Source organism: Corallococcus sp. BB11-1 (genome assembly GCF_026626625.1).
Taxonomy (GTDB): Bacteria; Myxococcota; Myxococcia; order Myxococcales; family Myxococcaceae; genus Corallococcus; species Corallococcus soli.
The window spans coordinates 127,663-147,991 of the sequence record NZ_JAPNJY010000041.1 but is presented as its reverse complement, the minus strand read 5'-3'; the positions used below and the strand labels follow the sequence as shown (position 1 = coordinate 147,991).

The 20,329-nt window shown below is 67.7% G+C and carries 17 protein-coding genes; 3 read left to right on the top strand and 14 right to left on the bottom strand.

The features are described from left to right. Positions 1–49 precede the first annotated feature (49 nt). A complete protein-coding gene (locus tag OV207_RS35605) occupies positions 50–1,339 on the top strand; it encodes a hypothetical protein (RefSeq protein WP_267559570.1) in 1,290 nt (429 codons plus the stop codon). 22 nt (positions 1,340–1,361) lie between these two features. After that, complete coding sequence (locus OV207_RS35600) at positions 1,362–1,805, top strand: hypothetical protein (RefSeq protein WP_267559568.1); 444 nt, start codon at positions 1,362–1,364, stop codon at positions 1,803–1,805. A 128-nt stretch (positions 1,806–1,933) separates the two neighbouring features. Here OV207_RS35600 and OV207_RS37845 read toward each other — a convergent pair whose 3' ends face one another. The 14 genes from OV207_RS37845 to dnaN form a co-directional block, all read right to left on the bottom strand. Continuing rightward, the gene (locus tag OV207_RS37845; RefSeq protein WP_420715290.1) at positions 1,934–2,419 is read right to left on the bottom strand and encodes a Mov34/MPN/PAD-1 family protein; all 486 of its coding nucleotides are present in this window, start codon (positions 2,417–2,419) and stop codon (positions 1,934–1,936) included. Next, entirely contained in the window at positions 2,406–4,166 is a 1,761-nt protein-coding gene (locus OV207_RS35595) for a HesA/MoeB/ThiF family protein (RefSeq protein ID WP_267559567.1), read from the bottom strand. Before OV207_RS35595 ends, OV207_RS37845 begins: the two co-directional genes overlap by 14 nt. A 68-nt stretch (positions 4,167–4,234) precedes the next feature. Continuing rightward, positions 4,235–5,329: an SMODS domain-containing nucleotidyltransferase gene (locus tag OV207_RS35590; RefSeq protein WP_267559566.1), complete on the bottom strand. Its 1,095-nt coding sequence runs from the start codon at positions 5,327–5,329 to the stop codon at positions 4,235–4,237. 133 nt (positions 5,330–5,462) lie between these two features. Next, positions 5,463–5,657, bottom strand: coding sequence for a hypothetical protein (locus tag OV207_RS35585; protein ID WP_267559565.1), 195 nt, complete (start codon positions 5,655–5,657; stop codon positions 5,463–5,465). A gap of 20 nt (positions 5,658–5,677) precedes the next feature. Further along, positions 5,678–7,147, bottom strand: a complete 1,470-nt coding sequence (locus OV207_RS35580) for an SAVED domain-containing protein (RefSeq protein ID WP_267559563.1) — start codon at positions 7,145–7,147, stop codon at positions 5,678–5,680. A gap of 11 nt (positions 7,148–7,158) precedes the next feature. Beyond that, positions 7,159–8,961, bottom strand: a complete 1,803-nt coding sequence (locus OV207_RS35575) for an SAVED domain-containing protein (protein ID WP_267559561.1) — start codon at positions 8,959–8,961, stop codon at positions 7,159–7,161. A 48-nt stretch (positions 8,962–9,009) separates the two neighbouring features. Next, the gene (locus OV207_RS35570) at positions 9,010–9,891 is read right to left on the bottom strand and encodes a nucleotidyltransferase (protein WP_267559560.1); all 882 of its coding nucleotides are present in this window, start codon (positions 9,889–9,891) and stop codon (positions 9,010–9,012) included. Between the two features lie 97 nt (positions 9,892–9,988). After that, positions 9,989–10,873, bottom strand: coding sequence for a serine/threonine-protein kinase (locus OV207_RS35565; protein WP_420715289.1), 885 nt, complete (start codon positions 10,871–10,873; stop codon positions 9,989–9,991). Beyond that, positions 10,828–11,640: an RNA polymerase sigma factor gene (locus OV207_RS35560; RefSeq protein ID WP_267559557.1), complete on the bottom strand. Its 813-nt coding sequence runs from the start codon at positions 11,638–11,640 to the stop codon at positions 10,828–10,830. The genes OV207_RS35565 and OV207_RS35560 overlap by 46 nt, the downstream gene beginning before the upstream one ends. Then, positions 11,637–15,068, bottom strand: a complete 3,432-nt coding sequence (locus OV207_RS35555; RefSeq protein ID WP_267559556.1) for a serine/threonine-protein kinase — start codon at positions 15,066–15,068, stop codon at positions 11,637–11,639. The genes OV207_RS35560 and OV207_RS35555 overlap by 4 nt, the downstream gene beginning before the upstream one ends. Before the next feature lie 150 nt (positions 15,069–15,218). Beyond that, positions 15,219–16,283, bottom strand: a complete 1,065-nt coding sequence (locus tag OV207_RS35550; protein ID WP_267559555.1) for a site-2 protease family protein — start codon at positions 16,281–16,283, stop codon at positions 15,219–15,221. Further along, positions 16,276–17,010: a hypothetical protein gene (locus OV207_RS35545; RefSeq protein ID WP_267559554.1), complete on the bottom strand. Its 735-nt coding sequence runs from the start codon at positions 17,008–17,010 to the stop codon at positions 16,276–16,278. Before OV207_RS35545 ends, OV207_RS35550 begins: the two co-directional genes overlap by 8 nt. A 66-nt stretch (positions 17,011–17,076) precedes the next feature. Further along, positions 17,077–18,267 (bottom strand): hypothetical protein, encoded by a 1,191-nt coding sequence (locus OV207_RS35540; RefSeq protein WP_267559553.1) that lies wholly within the window; start codon positions 18,265–18,267, stop codon positions 17,077–17,079. Positions 18,268–18,378: 111 nt separating this feature from the next. Then, entirely contained in the window at positions 18,379–19,485 is a 1,107-nt protein-coding gene (gene dnaN / locus OV207_RS35535; protein ID WP_120537956.1) for a DNA polymerase III subunit beta, read from the bottom strand. Between the two features lie 317 nt (positions 19,486–19,802). Here dnaN and OV207_RS35530 point away from each other — a divergent pair, with 317 nt between their 5' ends. Then, the gene (locus tag OV207_RS35530) at positions 19,803–20,303 is read left to right on the top strand and encodes a hypothetical protein (protein WP_267559551.1); all 501 of its coding nucleotides are present in this window, start codon (positions 19,803–19,805) and stop codon (positions 20,301–20,303) included. Positions 20,304–20,329: the final 26 nt, after the last annotated feature.

Genomic DNA, 20,329 nt, shown 5'->3' with positions numbered 1-20,329 from the left:
CGGGTGGAGGCGGGCTGCTGAGCCCTGTCCGTCGCACGACACCGGCACCGTGGCCGCATCGACCGGGCTGAAGGGCACGCATGAGATGTCCAACTCCGTGAAGCCCGCGACGTGGGGGTCCGACATGCGGTTGCGTTGGGCAGGAGTGCTGCTGCTGGGAACCCTGCTGGCGGGTTGCGCGACCTCCCGGGTGGTGTACCTCGACACGGGTCAGGGCAAGCCCATCGTCTACAGCCCACCGAGGAGCGTGGACACCGTCGAGGTCGACGCCGCTGCGTTCCAGCAGGTGATGACCCGGCTGGTTTTGGACATGCGCTTCTCGCTTCGGCCCGAGGAAGAAACGCGGATGCGCGCCCGGCTCGCATCTTGGGAACCGGAGTCTCGCGGCCGTAGAAACGACTCTGGAGCATGGTGCTCGCGGCAGGACCAACCGGAAGAATGCCTTTCCCTGCTGGAGGACGGCTTCACCTTTCTGGATGCCAGGGCGCGGCGACAGATGGCCCTGTCCTTCGCCTGGGACGGCGTATGGGAGGGCGTGCAGGGTGCCGTGAGCGAGATCATCAACCCACTGGCCCTCAAGGCGATGATCACCTCCGCGATGGCCGCGTACATGCTCCTGGTCGTCGCGCCGGAGCCGGTGACGAAGCTGGTGGCCATTGCGCTGACGACCTACGTCATCGCGTACATCGGACTGGATTCCTTCGCCAACCTCATCAAGGGGTGGCAGCGGCTCTCCCAGGACTCGGAGCGGGCTGTTGCCTTCGATGAGTTGGAGGACGCGGGGCGGGCCTTCGGGAAGGTGATGGGTCAAAACGGTGCGCGAATCCTCATCCTGGCCCTGACGGCCGCGCTGGGCGGAGGCACGGCGAACCTGGCCACGAAGGGCCCCATGCTTCCGGGCTTCGCCCAGGCGGCGCTCGCGGCTGAAACCAACGCGGGCTTCCAGTTGTCCGCGGCGATGGTGGGCGGCGTCCGTTCCATCTCCATCGCTGAGGGAGTCATGGCCGTGGGGCTTGCCCCCAACGCCGTCGCCATGGTGGCGCGGGGACCCGGGAGTCGGGATGGCGGCATCTCGGTCAAGGACATGCACGTTGACCTGCCCAAGCACCATCTCGACCGGCTGGCCCCGACATGGGCGGAGCAGCGGCAGGTGCTCATCGAGGCGGTCCGACAGCTCGACGGAAAGGTCAGCCCCCTGTCCACCAATGCTTCGGGGGCCGTTTTTGAAGGTACCCTCCAGGTGAAGGATGCGTTGGGGATGCCGGTCAACCTGACCCTTCGGTGGTTCAGATATCTGGACGGGACCATCACCCTCAACACGGCGTTCATCGCGCCATGAAGCGACCTTCGGAAACATTCACATGAGCGAAGCCATCAGTCAGCTTGAGGTCCTCGCGCGAAGGCGGATGGAAACAAACGAGCCCGGAGCGGAGCAGGCACTGCGGGCAGCACTCGCCCAGGTCACCGACGCGGCACAACTTCGAGCCCTCTCGGAACGCTTCTACGCGGAGCCAGAGATCTCCGTTCCGACCTTTGAACGACTGCTGGCCATCTGTCCCGAGGACGTGGTCGCGCGTGTGCAGTTTGGCTTCGTGTACTTCCTCATGGGAGATGATGAGATTGCAGCCCGGCAGCTAGAGGAGGCTCGAGCGCTCGACCCGGAGCATCTCCAGGTACTCACCCTGGAAGCGGCCTTGTCGGCCGATCCTGCGGAGAAGGCCCGGATCTACCGTCGTATTCTCCACAAGGACCCACGAAATGAGATTGCTCAAGGGAAGCTTCGCGAACTGGGCGCCCTGACGTAACTGCCCAAGAGACATGCAACGGTATGCGCGGGTTTGACCGCGCTGTTCAGCCAGCCTGCAACAACGCCTTTCGATATCTCTGCGAGCGCGATGCCTGCCCGTCGGATGATATCTCACATGAAGTGGCGTCAGATCCGCAGGAGGGGAATCGCCCTATGTCCCCGGGGAACGACATGGACGCTGATGGACCACGCCTCTGAAGGATCCCCGCCAACGATGAGTAGCAGCGGCTCCGGGCAACCATATCCGGGCTCATGCGCAATGGCCGTAAGCTGCCCGAGATCCGTCACGCTGGGCGTCGGAGCCACGAAGGGGTGGAAGTGCCACTCCCCCAAGTAGTGGTTTCCGCCCGAGTCCCAGCAGTGGTCGAGCAACGCCTGCAATCCCTTTGTTCCGCGCTTGAACCATGTCAGCCCCCGCTCCGAGTCCGGCGGAGGGTCGGACACCTTGCGAACCCAGGCACAGTCGAGCGCTTCGGAGTAGTGACCTAGCAGGATGCCGCCGGTTTCGTGCTTCACGGAGGACTGGCACAACTTGAGCAGCCTTCGAACGGTGGCGCTGGACAGACGCGCCCGGAAGCGGGAGTCCTCTGAACGGAACTCAAGGGCCCGCATGTGCGTCCGTCCCGAACACATGGGTCACCCCCTGGAAATCACCGTCCACGCCATCACAAGAATAGGTATCCAGGCGGGTGACGGGGCGCAGACTCACGGACCGTGCCAGCGTCTTCACTGTGATGGCCGCGGCCAACATCACGTCATCGGCCCGAGCGGGGAAGACTGGGTGCCAACATCCAATCCCTTCCCTGGGAAGCTCCGTTCGAAGCAGCTCCTCGTAGTCCTGTTGGCGCCAGGGTGCGCTCTGTTCCCAGAAGTCTGTCGCGGGAAACGACGTCCCCGTGGCGCTAAAGCACAACAGCCGCCGGGCCCCCACGCCAAAGGACGCGGAGAAGAAGAACCGTGGCCCATCCCAGGTCATTTGTCCCAGGGACTCGATGACCTCGTTTGAGGCCGTGCAGTCAATGACCATGTCGCACCGGGAGACGAGCCAGTGGCTCTGCGCGGGTGGTAGCTCCAACGATTGATGGAGGGCATGGACCTGGACGTCCGGACTGATGGAGCGCAACCGTTCGGCAAGCGCCTGGGCCTTGGGAGCCCCGACGTCCGTCAGGTTCAGGGTGTGCCTCACGAGATTGCCCGCCTCGACAACATCGGGATCCACGATGACCATGCGGGTCACCCCCCCGCGCACGAGCAACTCGGCCACGGCGGACCCCAACGATCCTGCGCCGAGGAGCAACACCCACGAGCGCTGGAGCTCCGCTGGCAATGCCCCGCGACTGCGAAGCTCTGCCGGGGTCCAGTCATCGGTTTGGAGCCAATCCACCGGGAGCGGCCGTGCGAACAGGCTCAGCAAGTCATGCATCTCCCTATTCCGCGTGGTGCGAGCGTAGCCTCGCATCGCCACGTCCCCATGCGAGAAGACCGGCAGCCGCGCCGCCCACCAGTGCATCCGCACGTTGGGAGCACCAACCCGCTCTGGCAGCGGGAAGCCCATGAGACAGAGGTGTCTCGCGCCGTCCCGGAGTTGCGAGGCGAACGCCAGCAGGTCCCCTCTCAAGTTCCATTGCAGGGCATTGGCGACGCGTTCCAGTTCTGGCCAAGTGGTGGGCGCTGCGTGCGGCGGCAGGATGGGAAGTCCTGCGCAGCGCATCCACGGAATCCGGATGCGTCGCTTACGTGGCACGTTGCTCAGCAGGTCTCCCCATTCCGGTGAGAACAGCCAGCGGCCCTCGAACGAATAGAAGGCGCGCACGGCGAGGACCCGGGGATTTCCGCGCAGCGGCACCAGCTCCGCCCACCCCCGTGACTGGGGAAGCGCATTCCAGCGGGTGAAGGTTTCGGACCCTTCGCTGAAAACCACCCGCATGCGCTCCCGGAGCGGGAGTTCCGGAAGCTCGAAGGCGTGTCCTGGCGCGAGGAGCTGACCTCGTGCGCCGGTTTCGAGCCATTCCCGAAGTCCTTCGACGTACCAGGCGAGGCGGCCTGCGGCATCGCGAGCCTCCTCGTCCCGCACCCTGAATCCCAGGGAAGCCCGCCCCGTCTGGAGACACAGCCGACCGTCGCGCCAGTGTCGGTTGACAGGACCAGCACTGTTCAGCTTCTGGTGCGGATACGTGTCCTCAATGCCACCGCCCTTCGCCGGGTGGACGTCGATGCGGCCCAGGGGGTAGTTCGAGTCGATGAGGACATACCAGTCCGTCCATTCAGGGATGGCACTGCCCTGCGTCTCCGCTCTCACGCGAAGGGGGAGCACCCAGCACGCCTCCCCTGAATCCCAGGTCAGGTCATTGAGCAGCATGACGCCAGCGCGTCCATCGAGGGCACGCCGACCCAGACGCAGTGCATCCGTCAGCTCCGGAACTGGCCTCACGCGAACCTGCCAGGACCGACGCTCCCGCCACCTCCCTGGTGGCGGGTGAATCCGCCCGAAGGGGACGAACCGCCGCCCCCCTCCGGCGTGTTCGGAAACTTCTCCCCAAAGAGTTCTCGCCATACGGGAACGGCGGCCTGGGTATCCTGTGATTCGAACGCCCTGCGCGCGAGCTTCGCGGCGGCGCTCACTCGCGCGTGGAACTTCGTGAAGTCCTCACCGGAGATGCGTGCCATGACGTTCTGGTCCACGCCACGGTCCGGAGAGTACGGCACCTGGTCAGCAGCGACATGCGCGGCATAGCGCTGCTGGAAGACTTCCAGGGTGCGGACCACGCCCTCCGCCACGGACGTGACGTCATCCGGGCAGCAGTCCCCCAGCAGATGCTCCAGGGGGTAGCTCTTGGGTCGCCCAGGCAACTCCTCCAGATGGACGAGTCGCCACCACTTGAGCGCCTTGACCACGTTGACGAAGTGACCGGAGGTCCGAGCGTTCTTCTGGTTCGTCCAGCGCAACTGTGCCAGCGGATGGGTGCTTTGCCACGCGCCCGCATCACTGTCGGGAATGCGCAGCGGATGCATCCTCCAGATTTCCTCCTCCTCGTCTGATTTGAGCAAGGGCTCATCCGACAGGTCCTCATCGAAGCGCGGTTGCCTTTCGCGCTTCACGAGGTCGCTGTAGATGCCGGCCTCTGCTTCGGTCGGAGCAGCGGTGACGACAAGGTCCATCTCGACGGTGGACATCTCGATTCCGAAAGAGCGGCCCTGCTGGCGGTACTTCCCTGCGTAGTGTCGTCGCAGGAACGGTTCAAAGCACTTCATCGCCCGCTCGGGGGTAAATTCGGATTCCTTCATCCGGGTGACCACAACGAGGTCGACATCCGCGCAAGTCCCGTCCTTGGGACGCACTGCGGTGCGCCGCTTGTAGCTGCCCTGCAAGAACATGCCGACGAACCCGGGGACGAGCGCCGCGTCGGCCTGCAGGCGCTCCCGGAGCAGGGAGTGACCACGGATCATGTCGGCACGCTGCGCGGGGGTCGGACGGATCTTCTGGAGGAAGTCGGTGAAGTAACTCGGGAGTGGAAGGGTCATGTTGAGCTTGTCCGGGTTTGGTGTACGGGTGGGTTAAGCAGCCAGTGGCGCCTGTGAGGCGGTCTTCTCGAACTCGACGGGGCTGCGCGAGCGGCTGCCTTCGTCGTTTCCCACACCGCCCCATAGGTCACGCTCACGCGTGGCAAGGTCTTTCGCGGATGACATCCACGGCATCCACCTCACGGGTCCTGGGGGCGCCACCCAGGATGGGTGCCGTGGTCTTCAACCGCACCCCGAAGAAGTCCCGCTCAGGCCCATCCAGCAGCCTGCGGCTGCGCTTCGGTGGGTCGTCGGGCAGGACGACATCCTGGCCATGGGGGGTCGTCATCGGCTCGTGCTCCTCGGGCATCACCCGGTCTCCACGGTCAGGGATGGGGCGTAGCCGCCCGCGACGGTGCGCTCGTAAGCCACCACCGGGCCCATCGCGTTGAGGCGCTGGCCCAGGAAGAGACAGCAGCTCGCCGGGGCGTAGAGGATGAGGTGCGTGGTGCTTGCTCGCCACCGCACGCAAGCCCGGCGGATGAGTTCGCGGGCCTGCACCGCGAAGGCGACCGCGTCCCCTTCCGAGGTCACGGATCCATCGTGTGGCCCATCCTCCGGCTCCAGGACGAGGACCGCGCGAAAGCGCCCGGGCTGCTCGGACTCGAAACGCTCGACGTCCAGACTCGCGTCGCCCGTGAGCTGGAACACCACCAGCAGGTCCTTGGCCCGGGGGTTTCCTTCATGCTCACGGCCCCGAAGCACGCGCGCTGAGGGCTTCGCGTCCGAGCGCCACAACACGATGTCCCCTCGCGTCGGCTGTTCCACGCGGAACTGGTCTCCGCCCACTTCCGGGAAGCACGCCCCCACCGCCAGCGCGGCGCTCAGCGGCACCTTGCCCCGGAAGTCGATCAACGTTCCCTCCGGCCTCCCCGCCAGCCGTCGCCGTGCCTCCCTCAGGTCCGGCAACAGCCGCTCCCGCCAGAACGTCGCGTGGGGAACCGTGCGGGTTTCCCGGTTGAAATACTGCGTCCAGTCCAGTTCCACCGCGGGAGGTTGCCGCCACTCTCGTCGGACCCAGCCGTGGACCCACAAACCCAGGCCCGGAGTGTCGAGCCTTGGCGCCGTGAGGTTCCTGGCGCGGATGAATGCCTGGAGCTTCAACCGGTCAACCCGCTTCGCCTCCCCGCCAACTTCAATCCACTCGCGAATCCCATCCAGCGCGATGGCACGCGGCTCAACTCCCTGCCGCAGCCCCCGCGCGCTCATGCGCTCATCCACAAGCCCCTCCAACTCCGCCAGGCTCGCGAAGCCCAACCGAATGCACAGGTCCCGACAGAAGCCGCGCAGGACATCCCACTCCACGCCCAGGTGCACCTGCCACTGCGCTCGCGCTTCCTTCAGCGCACCAGACGGTGCCTCCACGAAGAAGGCTTCGGTAAGGCGACAGTCCCGGCCCTGCAGGTAGCGGCCCAGTTCCAGGTCCGCCTGCCAGTTGCTCACCAGCCACACTTCCACCGGTCCCTGCTCACGCAATGTCTTCCAGCTCGCGAAGAGCTTCTGGAGCAGGGAGCGCCCCTTCGCGGGCGGCTCCGTCAGTCCCTTCAACGAATAGACATCCCGGTAATCCACATGCCATTTCACCTGCACGTACCGGCTGGCAACGGAGGTACCAGGCCGTGGATGCAACGTGACGTCGTCCGCCGCCCCTGCCTCCGGATGCTCGACGAACGCCGAGGAGAACGGACTGTCGTCGTCCAGCAACGGCAGCAGCACGTACCAACTGTACAGGTGCTGGTAGCGGTCTCCTTCCAATCGGGATGCGCTCTGTTCGCCCATGGGGAGATTTCCTATGGCGCGAGAGCAATGAGCTGACGATGCCGGTCGAACAATTCCTCGAAGGTGCTCCGCATGGCGTCGCGTGCATCCTCCAGCGGCATTGAATCCCATTCACGGAGCACCTTGAACAGACGCTCCACCCAGGCACGGTGGTCTTGCTCACGCACCAACTGGTGCTGAAAGTAGACCGCCACCGCCACCGGCGTCCCCAGTTCGAAGCGATCCAATCGGATGCGCTGCTGCGCATACCGCTCATAGGGATCGGGAAAGGTCGGCAGACCTGCGATCTCCATCGTCACCCGACCCAGCTCGGAATGAGCCTTCGTTTCAACTCCGAGCGCGGAGAGCCGGCAGGCATGGAAGAACCAGATGAGGTAACGCCGCAGCCTTCGCTCGGACAGCTCCATGACGGGCCGATCCGGCTCGAAGACGCGCAGACTCTCCACCACGTTCCAGACGATGGTCTCCAGCGTCCGGGTGACTCCCGCTTTCTGCACGGTCCCACCTTGCATCGACTTCCGCCATTCCAGGGCCACCTGGATGGCGACCTCGTCCGCATCGAAGTCCGCCACCTCCAACACGAAGCCGGTGCGCCCGCTCCCGCTGTAGTTGTAGGAGGTCAGTCCGCCCTGACCGACGTGGAAGACCTCGTGGACCAGGAGCAGCCGCACGCACTCCTTCCAGTCATCGTCAGAACCCAGCCGCTTGCGCAACGCCTCCAGCCCCAGCAGCAGATCCGCATGGAAGCTCCACCGGCCTTTCAGATGACGGTAGAGGGGTTCGCTTGACGTCGCGGGGGCATCCGCGATCTGGCTCTTGAGCAATGCGCTCCCGTGGATGCGTGTCACCAGCGGGCGCTGCGCCTCTTCCTTCAGCCATGCAACCAGGTCCTGGTGGACCTGACGCACCTGGGTCAACACGCGGGTCGCGTCCAGCAGTTGCTCTGCGGTCAGGGGCACCGCGCGACGCTCTTCCGCGCGGCGCGGACGCATCAGGTGGACGGAGGCATATTCCTTTGTGTCCGGGTCGAAGTGATGCAGCCGCAAGGGGTGCTGGGTCTCCGGGTTGACGACGGTGCCCAGCGCCGCTGCGAGTGACGCTGGGCCGTCCATCGCCAGGAGCACCGACTCGACACCTTCCAACCGCTCGTGGAGTGCGTCCAGCACCTGCCGGAACTGCTCCGCCGCGCGAGAAGCCTGCGCCGGCCCCTGGAAGGCCGTCGGAGACACGCCGTGCACGGGCCGCAGGATGACCGTGGCCAGCAACTCGGTGGGATGCCTCGCCTTGAACTGGGCCACCGCCTTGTCTTGGATGGACCGCGTCACCTCGACGATGAGCGCGACGTGGCCACGTCCTCCTTGCCGGCCCGTGGGCAGGCCCTCCACTTCGAAGAAGGGCTCCTCCGAGGCAAGCTGACTGCGTTGATACCCGAGCGACCAGCCTCCCCCCTGGGACTGCTGGTAGACGCAGAGGGGCCGGCGCGGCAGGCGTGAGGCCAGGTGCAGCACCAGCATCAGCGGGGACAGCGAGAACAGGTGGACCGGGAGGTGGTCCACGCCGAGCTCCGCCTCCTTGCGGGTCAGCGCTTCGGCGAACCGGTCGTTCTCCACGAACGCCCCAGCCCAATCCTGGGGCCGCAGCTTGCGCACGTCCCGATCCGGGTCATGGCCATGCACCTCCGCGTTCTCGACGTACTGATGGCCCTCCATGCCCGCGCGGGTGATGGCGTCCCGCGCTGCGGACTCGATGACGGGACGGTCGTGCTCGTAGCGAAGCAGCAGGGCACGGCTCTGCGTGCGGACGGGAACATCCATGGAGTTCGACCTCGAAGCTGGGGAGGAAGGACGGGACGTCGAGGACGCTCAGTCGTGGTCCCGGTACTTGCTCCCGAAGAATTTCTTCAGGCGCCTGTGGGCCTGCTCAGGCGCGGTCAGCTCCTCCGCCAGCACCCGCCCCAGTTCTTCCGCGGCGCTGCTCAAGACCTGACGCGCGGCTTCCCGCTGGGAGGGCTTCAAGTTGGCATCCACATCCAGCCCCAGCCCCGCCGGGTCCGGGCACGGCACCTGGACCCGCCGCGACAGGTGCTCGAAGAGGCGCTTCAAGGGCGCCAGGTGCCCCTGCTCCGGAGGAGGCACCGGGAAGGCGGAATAGCTCATCGCCTCCAGATGGAACGAGCGCAGCGGCGTGGAGTGGTGCTCGCGGTTCCATTGCTTCACGGCCTTGAGGAGCGGGTTGAGCTGCTGGCCGGACCTCCGGTTCGCCTCCTGCGCCTGCTCGCCGTGCTTCTGGGGATTCGAATCAATCCACCGGTTCGTCTCCCGCTCCGGAATGCGGAAGACGTCCCGTCCGCGCACCCGGAAGGCGGGGACGACGTCGAACTCGACATCCTTCGTCGTGAACGCGATGTGGACGGAGTGGTTCTGGAGCAGCGGCAGCTCCTTCTCCGGCCACTTCGCCGCGAGCAGCTGGCGCACCTGCTTGAGCACCTCCGCGGGCGTCAGGACTGCCCCATTCGCGCCCCGGATGTCCTGAGACGATGTGTCGACCTCCCCCCGGACGGCGAACATGTCCACGTCATGGAGGGGTGCGATGGCGGTCTTCCGGCTGTACGACCCGGACAGGAACACCTCGCCGCCCAGGGCCTGTCGCACCTCGGTGTGCTTCGCGATGACCTCGGCCTTTCGCGTCTCCGACAATTCCAGCGCCCGGATGAACTCGTCCATGGCCCTACGCACGGTCCACATGCTCGCTCCTCGTGTTTTTCCGCCTTCGAAATGAAGGACGCGAAAACCCGAGGGGAGCCGTCGCGGACCCGTGCTTTTTCTGAAGGAACCTCCAGAGCTACCCCTGGCCCCCTGCATCCGGAAGGTTTGGAAACGCGCCAAGCAGCTCCCCAAGGGTAGGCCTCTCCACGGGCTTCTTCGCCAGCATGCGTCCCACCCAGGAGCGCGTGGCCGACGCAGCCAACAACGCCAGGGGCGGGGCCTCCAGCAGGTGTTGGAACATCAGCCCCTTCTCATCCCCGGCCTCGAAAGGGAGCCGTCCCGTGAGCAACTGGAACCACAGGACCCCCAGCGCATACACATCCGCCTTCGCATCCACCCGCTTGGAGTCCACCCATTGTTCCGGCGCCATGGAATCCCATGTGCCCAACCGCGCCTGCGCTCCCGTGGACACCGCCAGTGCTGCCGCTGCCGTGGCTGCCCCTGAAGACCGCTTGGCCAGCCCCAGGTCGGTCAGCCGGGCATCCATCCGTCCTGGCTCGCTGCATGCCATCAGCACGTTGGCGGGCTTCAGGTCCCTGTGGATGAACCCCTGCCGGTGCAGGTGGTCCAACGCCCCCGCCAGTTGCTGGACCAATCGTGCACAGTCCGTGGTGGGAAGCCGTCCCCCGGCGCTTCGCAGTACGGCATGCAGATCCTGGGGCAGCCATTCCAGGACCATGAAGGGTCTGCCGTCTGGGCGCACGCCGACTTCGAAGGCCCGCACCAGGTGCGGATGACGCAGCTCCATCAGGGTTCGCGCCTCGTTGAGGAAGCGAGCCACCATCTCCGCGTGCAGACACAGCTCGGCCCGCAGGAGCTTGACCGCCACGCGTGTGCCATCCGCCTCGCGAAGGGCGTCGTACACTTCGCTCGTCGCCCCCATCGCCACCCGGCGTTGGAGCGTGTAGCCCTGGCTCAGGCCGGCTCCCGGGGCTTGATTGCCCGCAGCTGCTCCATCCAATGGAGCAGCCCCCTCAGCTCGTCGGCACATTCGGGGTGGTTGGCGGCGAAGGCTGCTGGATCCACCCGTTCTCCCGCAGCGCACCGACGGAAGTAGAGAAGCACGGCGGCGTCCACGGCATTGCGGACATGTGCTTCCTCCGAAGGCATGGCGGTATCGGGTTCATCAACACCCTTCATCCTGGCCCGAAGCGCTCGCAGTCCCCGTTGCATCAAGGACTCGATGGCACCTGGACTGCGCTCCATCCGCGCGGCCACCTCCGCCACCGTCAACTCCTTGAGGTGGAACAGGGAGAGGGCATCCCGCTGGTCATCCGGGAGCGCGTAGAAGTTCGACAACAGCCTGCGCCACTCCTCTTGCTGGGAGGAAATCTGGCTGGGGCTCTGCCCGGTTGCCACTGTCGTCGGGGGCACCTCCTCTTCCAGGGAGAGCAGTTCCCCTCCATCCCGCTTCTGGGCTTGAGCGTCCCGGACAAACTGGACGGCGCGGCTGGAGACGATGCGGCGAAGCCAGTTCGTCCACTCTCCCTCGCTCTGCCCATGGAAGGTGGCGAACTTCGTGAAGGCCCGCAGCGAGGACTCCTGGGCGACGTCCGACGCTCGCGCACCACCCGGCAAGCCAGGCCCCGCCTCCTTCGAGGACCACTTCTCCAGGGCAGGCTGGCACCGCTCCAGCAAGACCTCCAGGGCGCCGGGCTCTCCCATCCGCGCGCGATGGATCAAGTCCTCAATGGATGCCTCGAACAGAGGAAGCGCCTTCTCATTCATTCCTGAATCCCCCACGCCGCTTCACATCCTGAGGACTTGAACCGGATGTCGTCAGGATCCCTCGACGAAAACTCCTTCACCAGCGAGCAGCGTGCAGCGTGAAAGCCGCGTTCCCGTTCCGCCTGCCCTGCATCATGTGCCAGGGCTTCCCGTCCCATGAGCGCCTGCACGAGAACCAGGGCGAAGCGCTTGTTGGGCATCTCCCCTTCTCGTAACACCCGCCCCATCTTCTCCGCCTCCGCGTAGTGCCGCTCCGCGTCCTGCACGCGCCCCTGCGCGGCCTCAAGCGCCGCGAGTTCCACCAGCACCCGCGCCAGGACCCAGTGGTAGAACTGCTCCCCCTCGTGGTCGTGGATGATGTCGCGGCCCAGATGCAAGGCCCGTTCAAGGTCTTCCTGCGAGCGGCTGAAGTCCCTCCCCTTGCGGGCACCTTCGGCACGGGCCGCCAACGTCAACGCGAGCATGGCCTTGTTGTAGTTCGCGCCATTCGTGGCCTCGACGTTGCTGGCGTGCAATGCGATGGCACGCCCGTACAGCTCAACGGCCGTCCCCAGTTGCTGATTCGCAAGCTCCAGCTCCGCCATCTCCGCGAGGCTTACGGCCTCACTCCGACGAGAATCGACAGAATCGCTCTCATTCTCGGAGGGTTTCAGCAGGACGAGCGAATCCTGGAAGAACTTCCGGGCCTCCTGCCAGCGGCCCCGCGCCCAGACCACCTTTCCGAGCTTCGAGTGGTTGAGTCCCAGTTGCAGCAACAACCCACCGTCATGGGGGGTTCGGGCGAGTCCCGCATCGATGTCCCGGCGCGCGGAGCCCAGGTATGCCTCCGCATCGGAGAGCCGGTCGTCGAAGTAGGCCAGATCTCCCCGCCGGTGGAGAACCTTGATGCGGGTCAGCCGCACTTCGGGTTGAGCGAGTTCTGATTCTGGAAGCTCGGCCAGCGCCTGTTCGGAGCCCTCCAGCAGGTTCCTCCGCGTTGGAAGGGTGAAGGGCAACCGGCTCAGCTTCCAATCCGCGTTACTGACCAGAGCGTCCGCGGTGACCACCAGTTTGCGGAGGTTTTCTTCCGCGTGCTTTCGCTCCCGCTCCGACCGTGCGGCGGAGAAGAGGATGGCGAGGACCGCCAGGATGGCGACAGCCACCAACCCCTGCCGCACGCGCGCGCGCCGTCGCTCCAACCTGCGCGCGGCCTCCAGGAAGCGCGTCACGAGCGGGCTCAACCGTCGTTCCCTGAGACCGCGCTCCGCGCTCGCGTCCGTGCCCCCCTGGTAATGAAGGCGAAGGGCTCCCGTGGGCAGCCCTTCCTCCGGATGCTTCGCCTGCGCCCAGGCGCTCGCCGCGGCCTCCAGGTCGGCATGGCGCTCCAGCAGCGCGCGCTCCCGGTCCAGCCATCCCACCAGCGACGGCACCTGTTGCAACAGGGCTTCATGCGCCAGGTCCACCCGCTGACCCGACACAGCATCCCCCGAGAGCGTCACGAGCCGGGGCCCCGGCTCCATCCCCAGCCGCGTTCCCGTCAGCCGCTGCAGGACCTCCTCCGCCAGCCGGTCCCCTCCCGCGGCTTCGAGCACTTCCTGGCGCGAACGAGGGCGCCGGGTGTCCGGCACGCCGCGCCCTACCTGCACCAGATCCAACAGGAGCCACTTCGCACGCTCCCGTCCCTCGGGACCCAACGCGTCCAGCAACCCTTCGGCCTGCCGGGCCAGCGCGCCTCCGACTCCGCCCAGCCGGTCATAGTCCGTGTGCGTGAGGGGACCTGCCTCGTGCAGTCCCCACAACCCGCGCAATGCGTGCCCCAGCAGGGGCAGTCGCCCTTCTTCGTTCCGGGCGTCATTCACCATCCGCGAGGCCAGCCCCTCGGCGAGCTGGAGGCCGGCGTGTCGGGACAGGCCGTGGACGACCTGCCCCAGGCCTGACTCGCCCATGGGAGGGAGGGGATAGCGCACGGCCTCGGGAAGGCTCCGGACCAGGGCAGGCAACTGCTGCTCCAGGCGGTGGAGGAAGTCACTGCGAACCGCCGTGAGGAGCCGCAAGGGTACGGCGACTCCCGACAGCGCGGTGGAGAGCAACGCATCGAAGGCCCTCCGTTCCTCCGCATCGAGCGTGAACAGCTCCTCCAGGGGTTCGATCACCAGCAGGAGGAGACAGCCTGGGGGCGTCCGCTCCACCACACACTCCCGCAGTCCGTTCGGCCCTGTTCGCAACGTGCGGAGAATCGCTTCCACCAGGGTCCCGTCGTCCGCTGGGGCGTACACGGCCGCGAGGGCCTGGGCCATCCCTCGCAAGGGTGAGCCCGAAGGACGCAGGGGGGCGATGAGCCAGCGTGGGCCCTCGTCCTGTGCCAGTTCCTTCAACCGTGGGAGCAGCCCGGCGTGCACCAGGGACGACTTGCCAACCCCGCTGGGCCCTTCCACCTGGACCCAGCGCCGTGCTCCCGTTCGAGCCTCCTCCAGGAGCCCCAGCAGCGCGTCCGTTTCAGGGCCACGCCCGAAGAAGAGCGTGGATTGGGACTCCGTGAAGGAAGCGAGGCCCGGCACCGGGCAGACGTCTCCTTCCGGCGCCCAGGAGCGACCCAGCATGTCCCGACATCGCGCCATGCTGGGCCGGGCGCCGGGCTCCTTCGCGAGCATCGTGGCCACGAACGCGGAGAGCGCTCCCGGCACGGTGGGCGTGCATTGCCGCAAGGCAGGCGGCTCCTTGAGTGCGTGCGCGGTGATGGCCTCGATGGGTTCAGTCGCGTCGAAGGGCGTACGACCCGCGAGCAGTTCAAAGAGCATCACCCCCAGCGAGTACACATCCGCAGGGCCCTCCACCGTGGCCGCGCTGCGGAGCTGCTCCGGCGCCATGTACGCGTACGTGCCGATGAAGGTGGATTCGTGCGTGTGGACCTGCGTCGTATCCAGCGCACCCGCGGAGCGCGGCGGCAGCTTGGCGATGCCGAAGTCCAGCAACTTCACCCGCTGCCCCGGGACCGTGGCCGCGTCCGGACAGAGGAAGACGTTCTCTGGTTTCAGGTCGCGGTGGATGATGCCTCGCCCGTGGACGTCCACCATGACGTCAGCGACCTGCCTGCACAGGGACAGGGCCGCATGGAAGTCGACGACGCCCTGCTGCATCCACTCCCGCAGGGATTGCCCATGGAGCAGTTCCATGGCGAGGAAGGCCGTGGTGCCCTCCCTCCCGCAGTGCAGGACGCGCACCACGTCGGGATGGTCAAGCCGTGCCAGGGCCTGCGCCTCCTGCAGGAAGCGCGCGACAAGCTGGGGGTCGGCCGCGGACTCGGGTGACAGGAGCTTGACGGCCACTTCCTGTCCCGTGTCCGCGTGGCTCGCCGCGAAGACCTGGCCCATGCCACCGCTGCCCAGCATTCGCCCCAACCGATAGGGCCCCACCTGGGCGGGTGGATCGGATTCCGGAGGAAGGGTCATGCGCGCGCCGACGGCGTCCCCTTCCCCTGCCGAGCCCCAATGACTCCCACGCTCCTGAGCAACGCACCCTCCCGGGCGCCGCCATCCAAGGCGCGGACACCAGGGACCCAATCTAGCGGAGCCTCCGCTCGGGCAACCAGCGCCCTCACGTCACGGCAACGCCGCCCCCGTCCACAGCTTCGCGGCATGTCCCAGCGCTCCCAGACCCGCCACCAGGACGCTGTACTCCACCAGCGTGCGGGTATCGCCCTCCTCCGGCGCGGGCGAAGCAAAGGCCCGGTACGCCGCCGCCGCCGCGATGAGCAGGAGCAGGGTCTCCCCGGTGAAGAACCACGTCGCGCCCAGCACACCCACCGCCAGCCAGCGCTGCTTGCGCGCCAGCGCCCGGAAGCCGCGCCCACCGTCCAGCTGCCACACCGGCAGCAGGTTGAACAGGTTGAGCCACGCCGCCGCGTGCGCGATGGCGCCCAATCCCTTCCATCCCGTCACGAGCGCCGCGCCCATCGCCGCCACCGCCGCCGCGCTGCCCCAGATGGGCCCCGCCAGGCCCACGCGCGCGTCCTCGCGCCCATCCACCGGCGACTGCTTCAGGCGCACGAACGCGCCCAGCCCTGGGATGAACATGGGCGCGCTGGCCTGCATGCCGAAGTTCCGCAGCGCCGCCACGTGCCCCATCTCATGCACGTAGATGCACGCCACCAACCCCAGCGCGAACGGCCAGCCCCACACCGTCCAGTACACGCCCGCCGCCAGCGCCATGGAGAACACCGTGCTCGCCTTCGTCAGCCCGAGCAGCAGCAGCTTTCCCTTGCCCAGCAGCAGCACCAGCACGAACTTGAACTTCCACAGCAGCAGCCCCACCGCCCCCAGGCTGGCGAGCACCTTCGGCATCCCCGAACGACGTCGCTCCGCCTCCGCCAGCGGCACCTTCAGGCCCAGCGCGTCCACCTGCTGGCTCAGCGCCTCGACCCGCGCCAGCACCTGCGCGTGCTGCGACGTGCCCGCCGGCAACAGGTCCAGGGCCTGACGCCACAGCGAGAGCGCCTCCGTCGGCGCGCTCCGGTCCGCCGCCGCCTGCGCGTCCGCCGCCAGCTGCTTCAGGGTCTGCCCATGCACCAGCTTCCGGCACGACGGACACGTGAGCAGCCGGGGCGCCAGCTCCGAACCGCAGCCCTCGCAGCGCTGCGTGGAGGGGAACGCGAGCGCCTCAGCCAACGGACTGCTCCTGCCGCTCGGGCGCCGCGTCCTCCGACGCGGAAGACGGCTCAGCCAGCCGGAACGGCCCGGCGATGTTCAGCTCCGCGCGCTTGTTGCGGCGCCAGGCCTCATACAGCGCGAAGCAGTAGATGAGGCCGGACAGGGGGCTGTTGATGCCCACGAGCACGGGCGCCGCCACGGAGATGACTCCCGCGAGGACGACATTGCCCTCCGGCGACAACGACTCGCCTTCCATTGGAGCCTCACCCGCCACAGCCTCCACGGGCTGCGCGGTCAGCTCCTTGTACACATCCGGCGCGAGCGAGCCCGCCACCGACAGGTACGTCAGCAATATCGCGAGCACCTGGTAGCCCGCGCCTCCGCGCCCGTCCGAGCCCTTGAACACTGCGGTGCCCACCATCCACCCCACCAGCACCGCGATGAGGCCAATGTTGTAGCCCGTCAGGCTCACGCCGTAATACACCGCCGCCCCGGCGATGCCCGCGCCAATCCCAAACACCGCCGCCTGCAGGAAGCGCTTCGACTTCGAGCCACCCGTCATCGACGCCTCCACCGTGTCCCGACACTCCGGGCACAGCAGGTGGCTGTTCACCTCGAAGTAGGTGCGGGTGATGGCGCGCTCGCAGGCGGTGCACCGGGGCGCGGGAGGCGGCTCGGTGAACTCGGCACGGTCGAACTGCAGCGGCGCATCGGTGGAGGCCGGCGGAGAGACAGGGGTGGTCATGGGCACACCCAACCTAACAGCAGGCGCCCATGGCCCCCAAATCGCCCCCGGCGGATGTCTGTCTTTTCAGCCCTGCCGCAGGGCCGCGTGTCTCGCCGCCTGCACCAACGTGAGCAGGTCCCCCGCGGTCCCCACGCCCAACGCGGCCGGCGTCGCGCGCTCCGGAGAGAACAGCCGCGCGGGCGTGCTCGCGCGTCCCCGCAGCAGCACGAAGAGGCGCAGCGCATCCCGCAGGGCCTCCACCTCCGGCCCTTCCTCGCGCCGCGCCCGGTGCGCCGCCTGCTCCAGCCGCGCCCACGCCGTCTCCTCGCGCCAGGGCCCCACCGGGCGCGCTCGCGACAGCTCCGCCAGCGCCGCCGCCGCCTCCAGCACCCCCGCGCGGCCCTCCGTGAAGACGTCCCCCGCCTCCAGCCGCAGCTCCGGCGCCTCGGCGCGCCCGGCCCGCCAGGACAGCAGCGCCGGCAGCTCCGACTCGCGCGGCACCACCGGCGTCAGCTCCGCCTCCAGCACCGCGCGCACCCGCACCCGCGCCACGTCGTGCCAGAAGGCCGCGTGCAACAGCAGCTCCGGCCCGCTGCGCGGCACCCGCATGGGCGCCCGGCGCATCCTCCGCTGGAGGAAATCCCGGATGCCGCCCCGCGAGTCGTAGCGCTCCAGCCGCTCCCACAGCGCCACCAGCGCGGCGGCGCCCAGGGGCAGCGCGCGGGCCAACTCGCGCGCCTCGTCCCCGGTGAACGACTGCGCCCCCTCCGACACGGGGCGCTTGAAGACCCGCTCGAAGACCTCGCCCGCGGCGCACGCGGCCCGCAGCTCCGGCAGGTTTCGCGGCAACAGCTCCACCGCCTGGGCCCAGACCCGGCCGCCGAGCAGCGGCCCCGCGTCCAGCACCTCGTTCTCCAGGAGCAGCAGCGCTTCACCCAGCGTGTCAGGTCCCCCGTCCCGCGCCGACAATCGCCGGCGCACCGCGCGGTCCACCGCCTCGCGCAGGCGGAACACGTCCAGCAGCAGCTTCACCGGCCCGGCGTCGCGCGGCCAGCCCTCCACCTCCGCGCGGCGCTTCACCGCGTGGAGCGTCGCGTCCACCTCCGGCTGGACCGCGGCCACTTCCCGCAGCAGCTCGAAGTGGTTGCGCAGCCGGTCCTTCCAGAAGAAGGACTCCAGGATGCCCTTGAGCGCGCGGTAGCGCAGGCGCGTGGCCTCCAGGAGGTCCGCTCGGTCCTCCAACCGCGCTCTCAGGTCATCCGGACGGGTCGCCACGCCCCCATCATAAGGAGACCCCGCGCCGGGCGCAGGCCGTCCCCTGGCGCGGAGCGTCGAGCGTGAAACGGTGCGGCCGGAGCGACGTGGGAAGGTGGACGCCGGCCCCGCTCAAACGCGCATGGGCATGACCACGGCCGTGAAGCTGCGGTCGCCGGGGCCGTGCAGCACGCCCGGGCTGTGCTCGTCGCCCAGCTCGAAGCTGACCTCATCCGTGTCGGTGACGCCCAGCACGTCCATCAGGTAGCGCGCGTTGAAGCCGATGGTGATGTCGTTGCCCTGGTAGTCCACGTCCAGCGCGTCGCGCGCCTCGCCCAGGTCCGGGTTGCTGGCGGTGATGAGCAGCTTGCCCTTCTCCAGCCCGATGCGGATCGCGTTGCTCTTGTCCGCCGACAGCAGCGCGATGCGCTTGAGCCCTTCCAGCAGGCGCGTCTTCGGCACGAGGACGACCTTCTCGCCCTCCTTCGGGATGACGCGCTGGTACTCCGGGAACTGCCCGTCGATGAGGCGCATCACCATGGTGAGGCCCGGCTTCTTGAACAGCGCCGAGTTCTCCGCGAAGCCCAGGTGGCACTCGGCGTCCGGCGCCTCGTCCAGCAGGCGCTTGAGCTCCATCAGGCCCTTGCGCGGGATGATGACGCCGCTCTTGAGCTTGAAGTCGCCCTTCATCTCCCGCTCGATGAGCGACAGCCGGTGACCGTCCGTGGCCACCATGCGCACCTTGCCGCTGGCCTGGGGCTCGAAGAAGACGCCGTTGAGGATGTAGCGCGTCTCATCGCTGGAGATGGCGAACTGGGTCTTCTTGATCATCTCCAGCAGGACGTTGCCGGAGATCTGCACCAGCGGCGCGTTCTCCTCCTTGGGCAGCTTCGGGTACTCCTCCGCCGCCATGCCGACGATCTTGAAGTGCGCGGAGCCGGAGCTGATGTCCACGTAGTTGTTCGCCAGCTTCTTGAGCGTCACCTCCGCGTCCGGGAGGTTCTGCACGATGTCGAAGACGTACTTCGCGCTCAGGGTGACGGCCCCCGGCTTGGACACGTCCGCCGAGTGCTCCGACACCACGCCGATGTCCAGGTCGAAGGCCGTGACGGTGACGCTGCCCTTGTTCGCCGTGAGCAGCACGTTGGCGAGGATGGGCATCGTCGTCTTGCGCTCCACGATGCCCTGGGCGCGATAGAGGGCCTTCTTCAGCTCGTCGGAGGCGATGCGGAATTCCATCGTGGGCGTCCTTACAGGTCACGGCCCGGAAGGCCGATTGCGCGGGGCGGGTGTACAACGAACGCCATAGGGCTTCCACCGTCTTGGCGCCCCCTTTGTCCAGCCCCGGGGACCTGCCCGGACGTCCAGGTAGGATACCACCGAAATACCCGTGCCACCCTGGCCGGCGGGCGCCCGGCCGGGCAGAGTGGACCCGTCCGCGAGTCCCGGACGTTGAACAGGCGGCGGAAGGGCCCACCAGGGCCGTCACCGCATCCGATGTCCTGGAACCCGGCCCGGCGGCGGAGGACACTGCCGCCCCCTCGAACGGAGTCGCCATGAACGTCCGCTCCCTGCTGCTCTCCGCCGTGCTCGTGTTCGGCTCCGTGGCATGCAGCAAGCCGCCCTCCTCCACCACCCCGTCGTCAGGCGACGAGTCCGGCGCGGCGGCGTCCGCCGACCTCAAGCCGACCGACGGCACCCCGACCTCCGCCTCGCCCACCGGCAACGAGCCGGGAACGGCCGCCCCCACCCCCACCCCTGGAGATGCCACCATGAGCGCCACCTACATCGTCAAGGACAACGGCAAGCGCTGCTTCGCCCCGCCCTGCGACCACTACGACGTCTTCCTCGCGGACAAGCCGGACGAGAAGCTCAAGTCCATCCACGAGGTGGACCTGAGCGCCGTCACCGGCGGCGACGACGCGAAGCAGGGTGAGCTGATGAAGCGGGCCTTCACGCCGGCAGGCCTGAAGCTGGAGGGTTCGCTGACCGAGGGCCCCAACGCCGTCCGCAACATCAAGCTGGACACGCTGCGCGCCACCCGCGTCATCGACTGACGCAGGACGAAGGCTCCTGGCCCCGC

Bases quoted from the DNA above. Each gene is read 5' to 3' on its own strand.
- OV207_RS35575 (WP_267559561.1), bottom strand. From the start codon at position 8,961: ATGGATGTTCCCGTCCGCACGCAGAGCCGTGCCCTGCTGCTTCGCTAC.
- OV207_RS35595 (WP_267559567.1), bottom strand. From the start codon at position 4,166: ATGCTGCTCAATGACCTGACCTGGGATTCAGGGGAGGCGTGCTGGGTG.
- OV207_RS35580 (WP_267559563.1), bottom strand. From the start codon at position 7,147: ATGGGCGAACAGAGCGCATCCCGATTGGAAGGAGACCGCTACCAGCAC.
- OV207_RS35585 (WP_267559565.1), bottom strand. From the start codon at position 5,657: ATGACGACCCCCCATGGCCAGGATGTCGTCCTGCCCGACGACCCACCG.
- OV207_RS35570 (WP_267559560.1), bottom strand. From the start codon at position 9,891: ATGTGGACCGTGCGTAGGGCCATGGACGAGTTCATCCGGGCGCTGGAA.
- OV207_RS35590 (WP_267559566.1), bottom strand. From the start codon at position 5,329: ATGACCCTTCCACTCCCGAGTTACTTCACCGACTTCCTCCAGAAGATC.
- OV207_RS35600 (WP_267559568.1), top strand. From the start codon at position 1,362: ATGAGCGAAGCCATCAGTCAGCTTGAGGTCCTCGCGCGAAGGCGGATG.
- OV207_RS35555 (WP_267559556.1), bottom strand. From the start codon at position 15,068: ATGACCCTTCCTCCGGAATCCGATCCACCCGCCCAGGTGGGGCCCTAT.
- dnaN (WP_120537956.1), bottom strand. From the start codon at position 19,485: ATGGAATTCCGCATCGCCTCCGACGAGCTGAAGAAGGCCCTCTATCGC.
- OV207_RS35530 (WP_267559551.1), top strand. From the start codon at position 19,803: ATGAACGTCCGCTCCCTGCTGCTCTCCGCCGTGCTCGTGTTCGGCTCC.
- OV207_RS35545 (WP_267559554.1), bottom strand. From the start codon at position 17,010: ATGACCACCCCTGTCTCTCCGCCGGCCTCCACCGATGCGCCGCTGCAG.
- OV207_RS35560 (WP_267559557.1), bottom strand. From the start codon at position 11,640: ATGAATGAGAAGGCGCTTCCTCTGTTCGAGGCATCCATTGAGGACTTG.
- OV207_RS37845 (WP_420715290.1), bottom strand. From the start codon at position 2,419: ATGCGGGCCCTTGAGTTCCGTTCAGAGGACTCCCGCTTCCGGGCGCGT.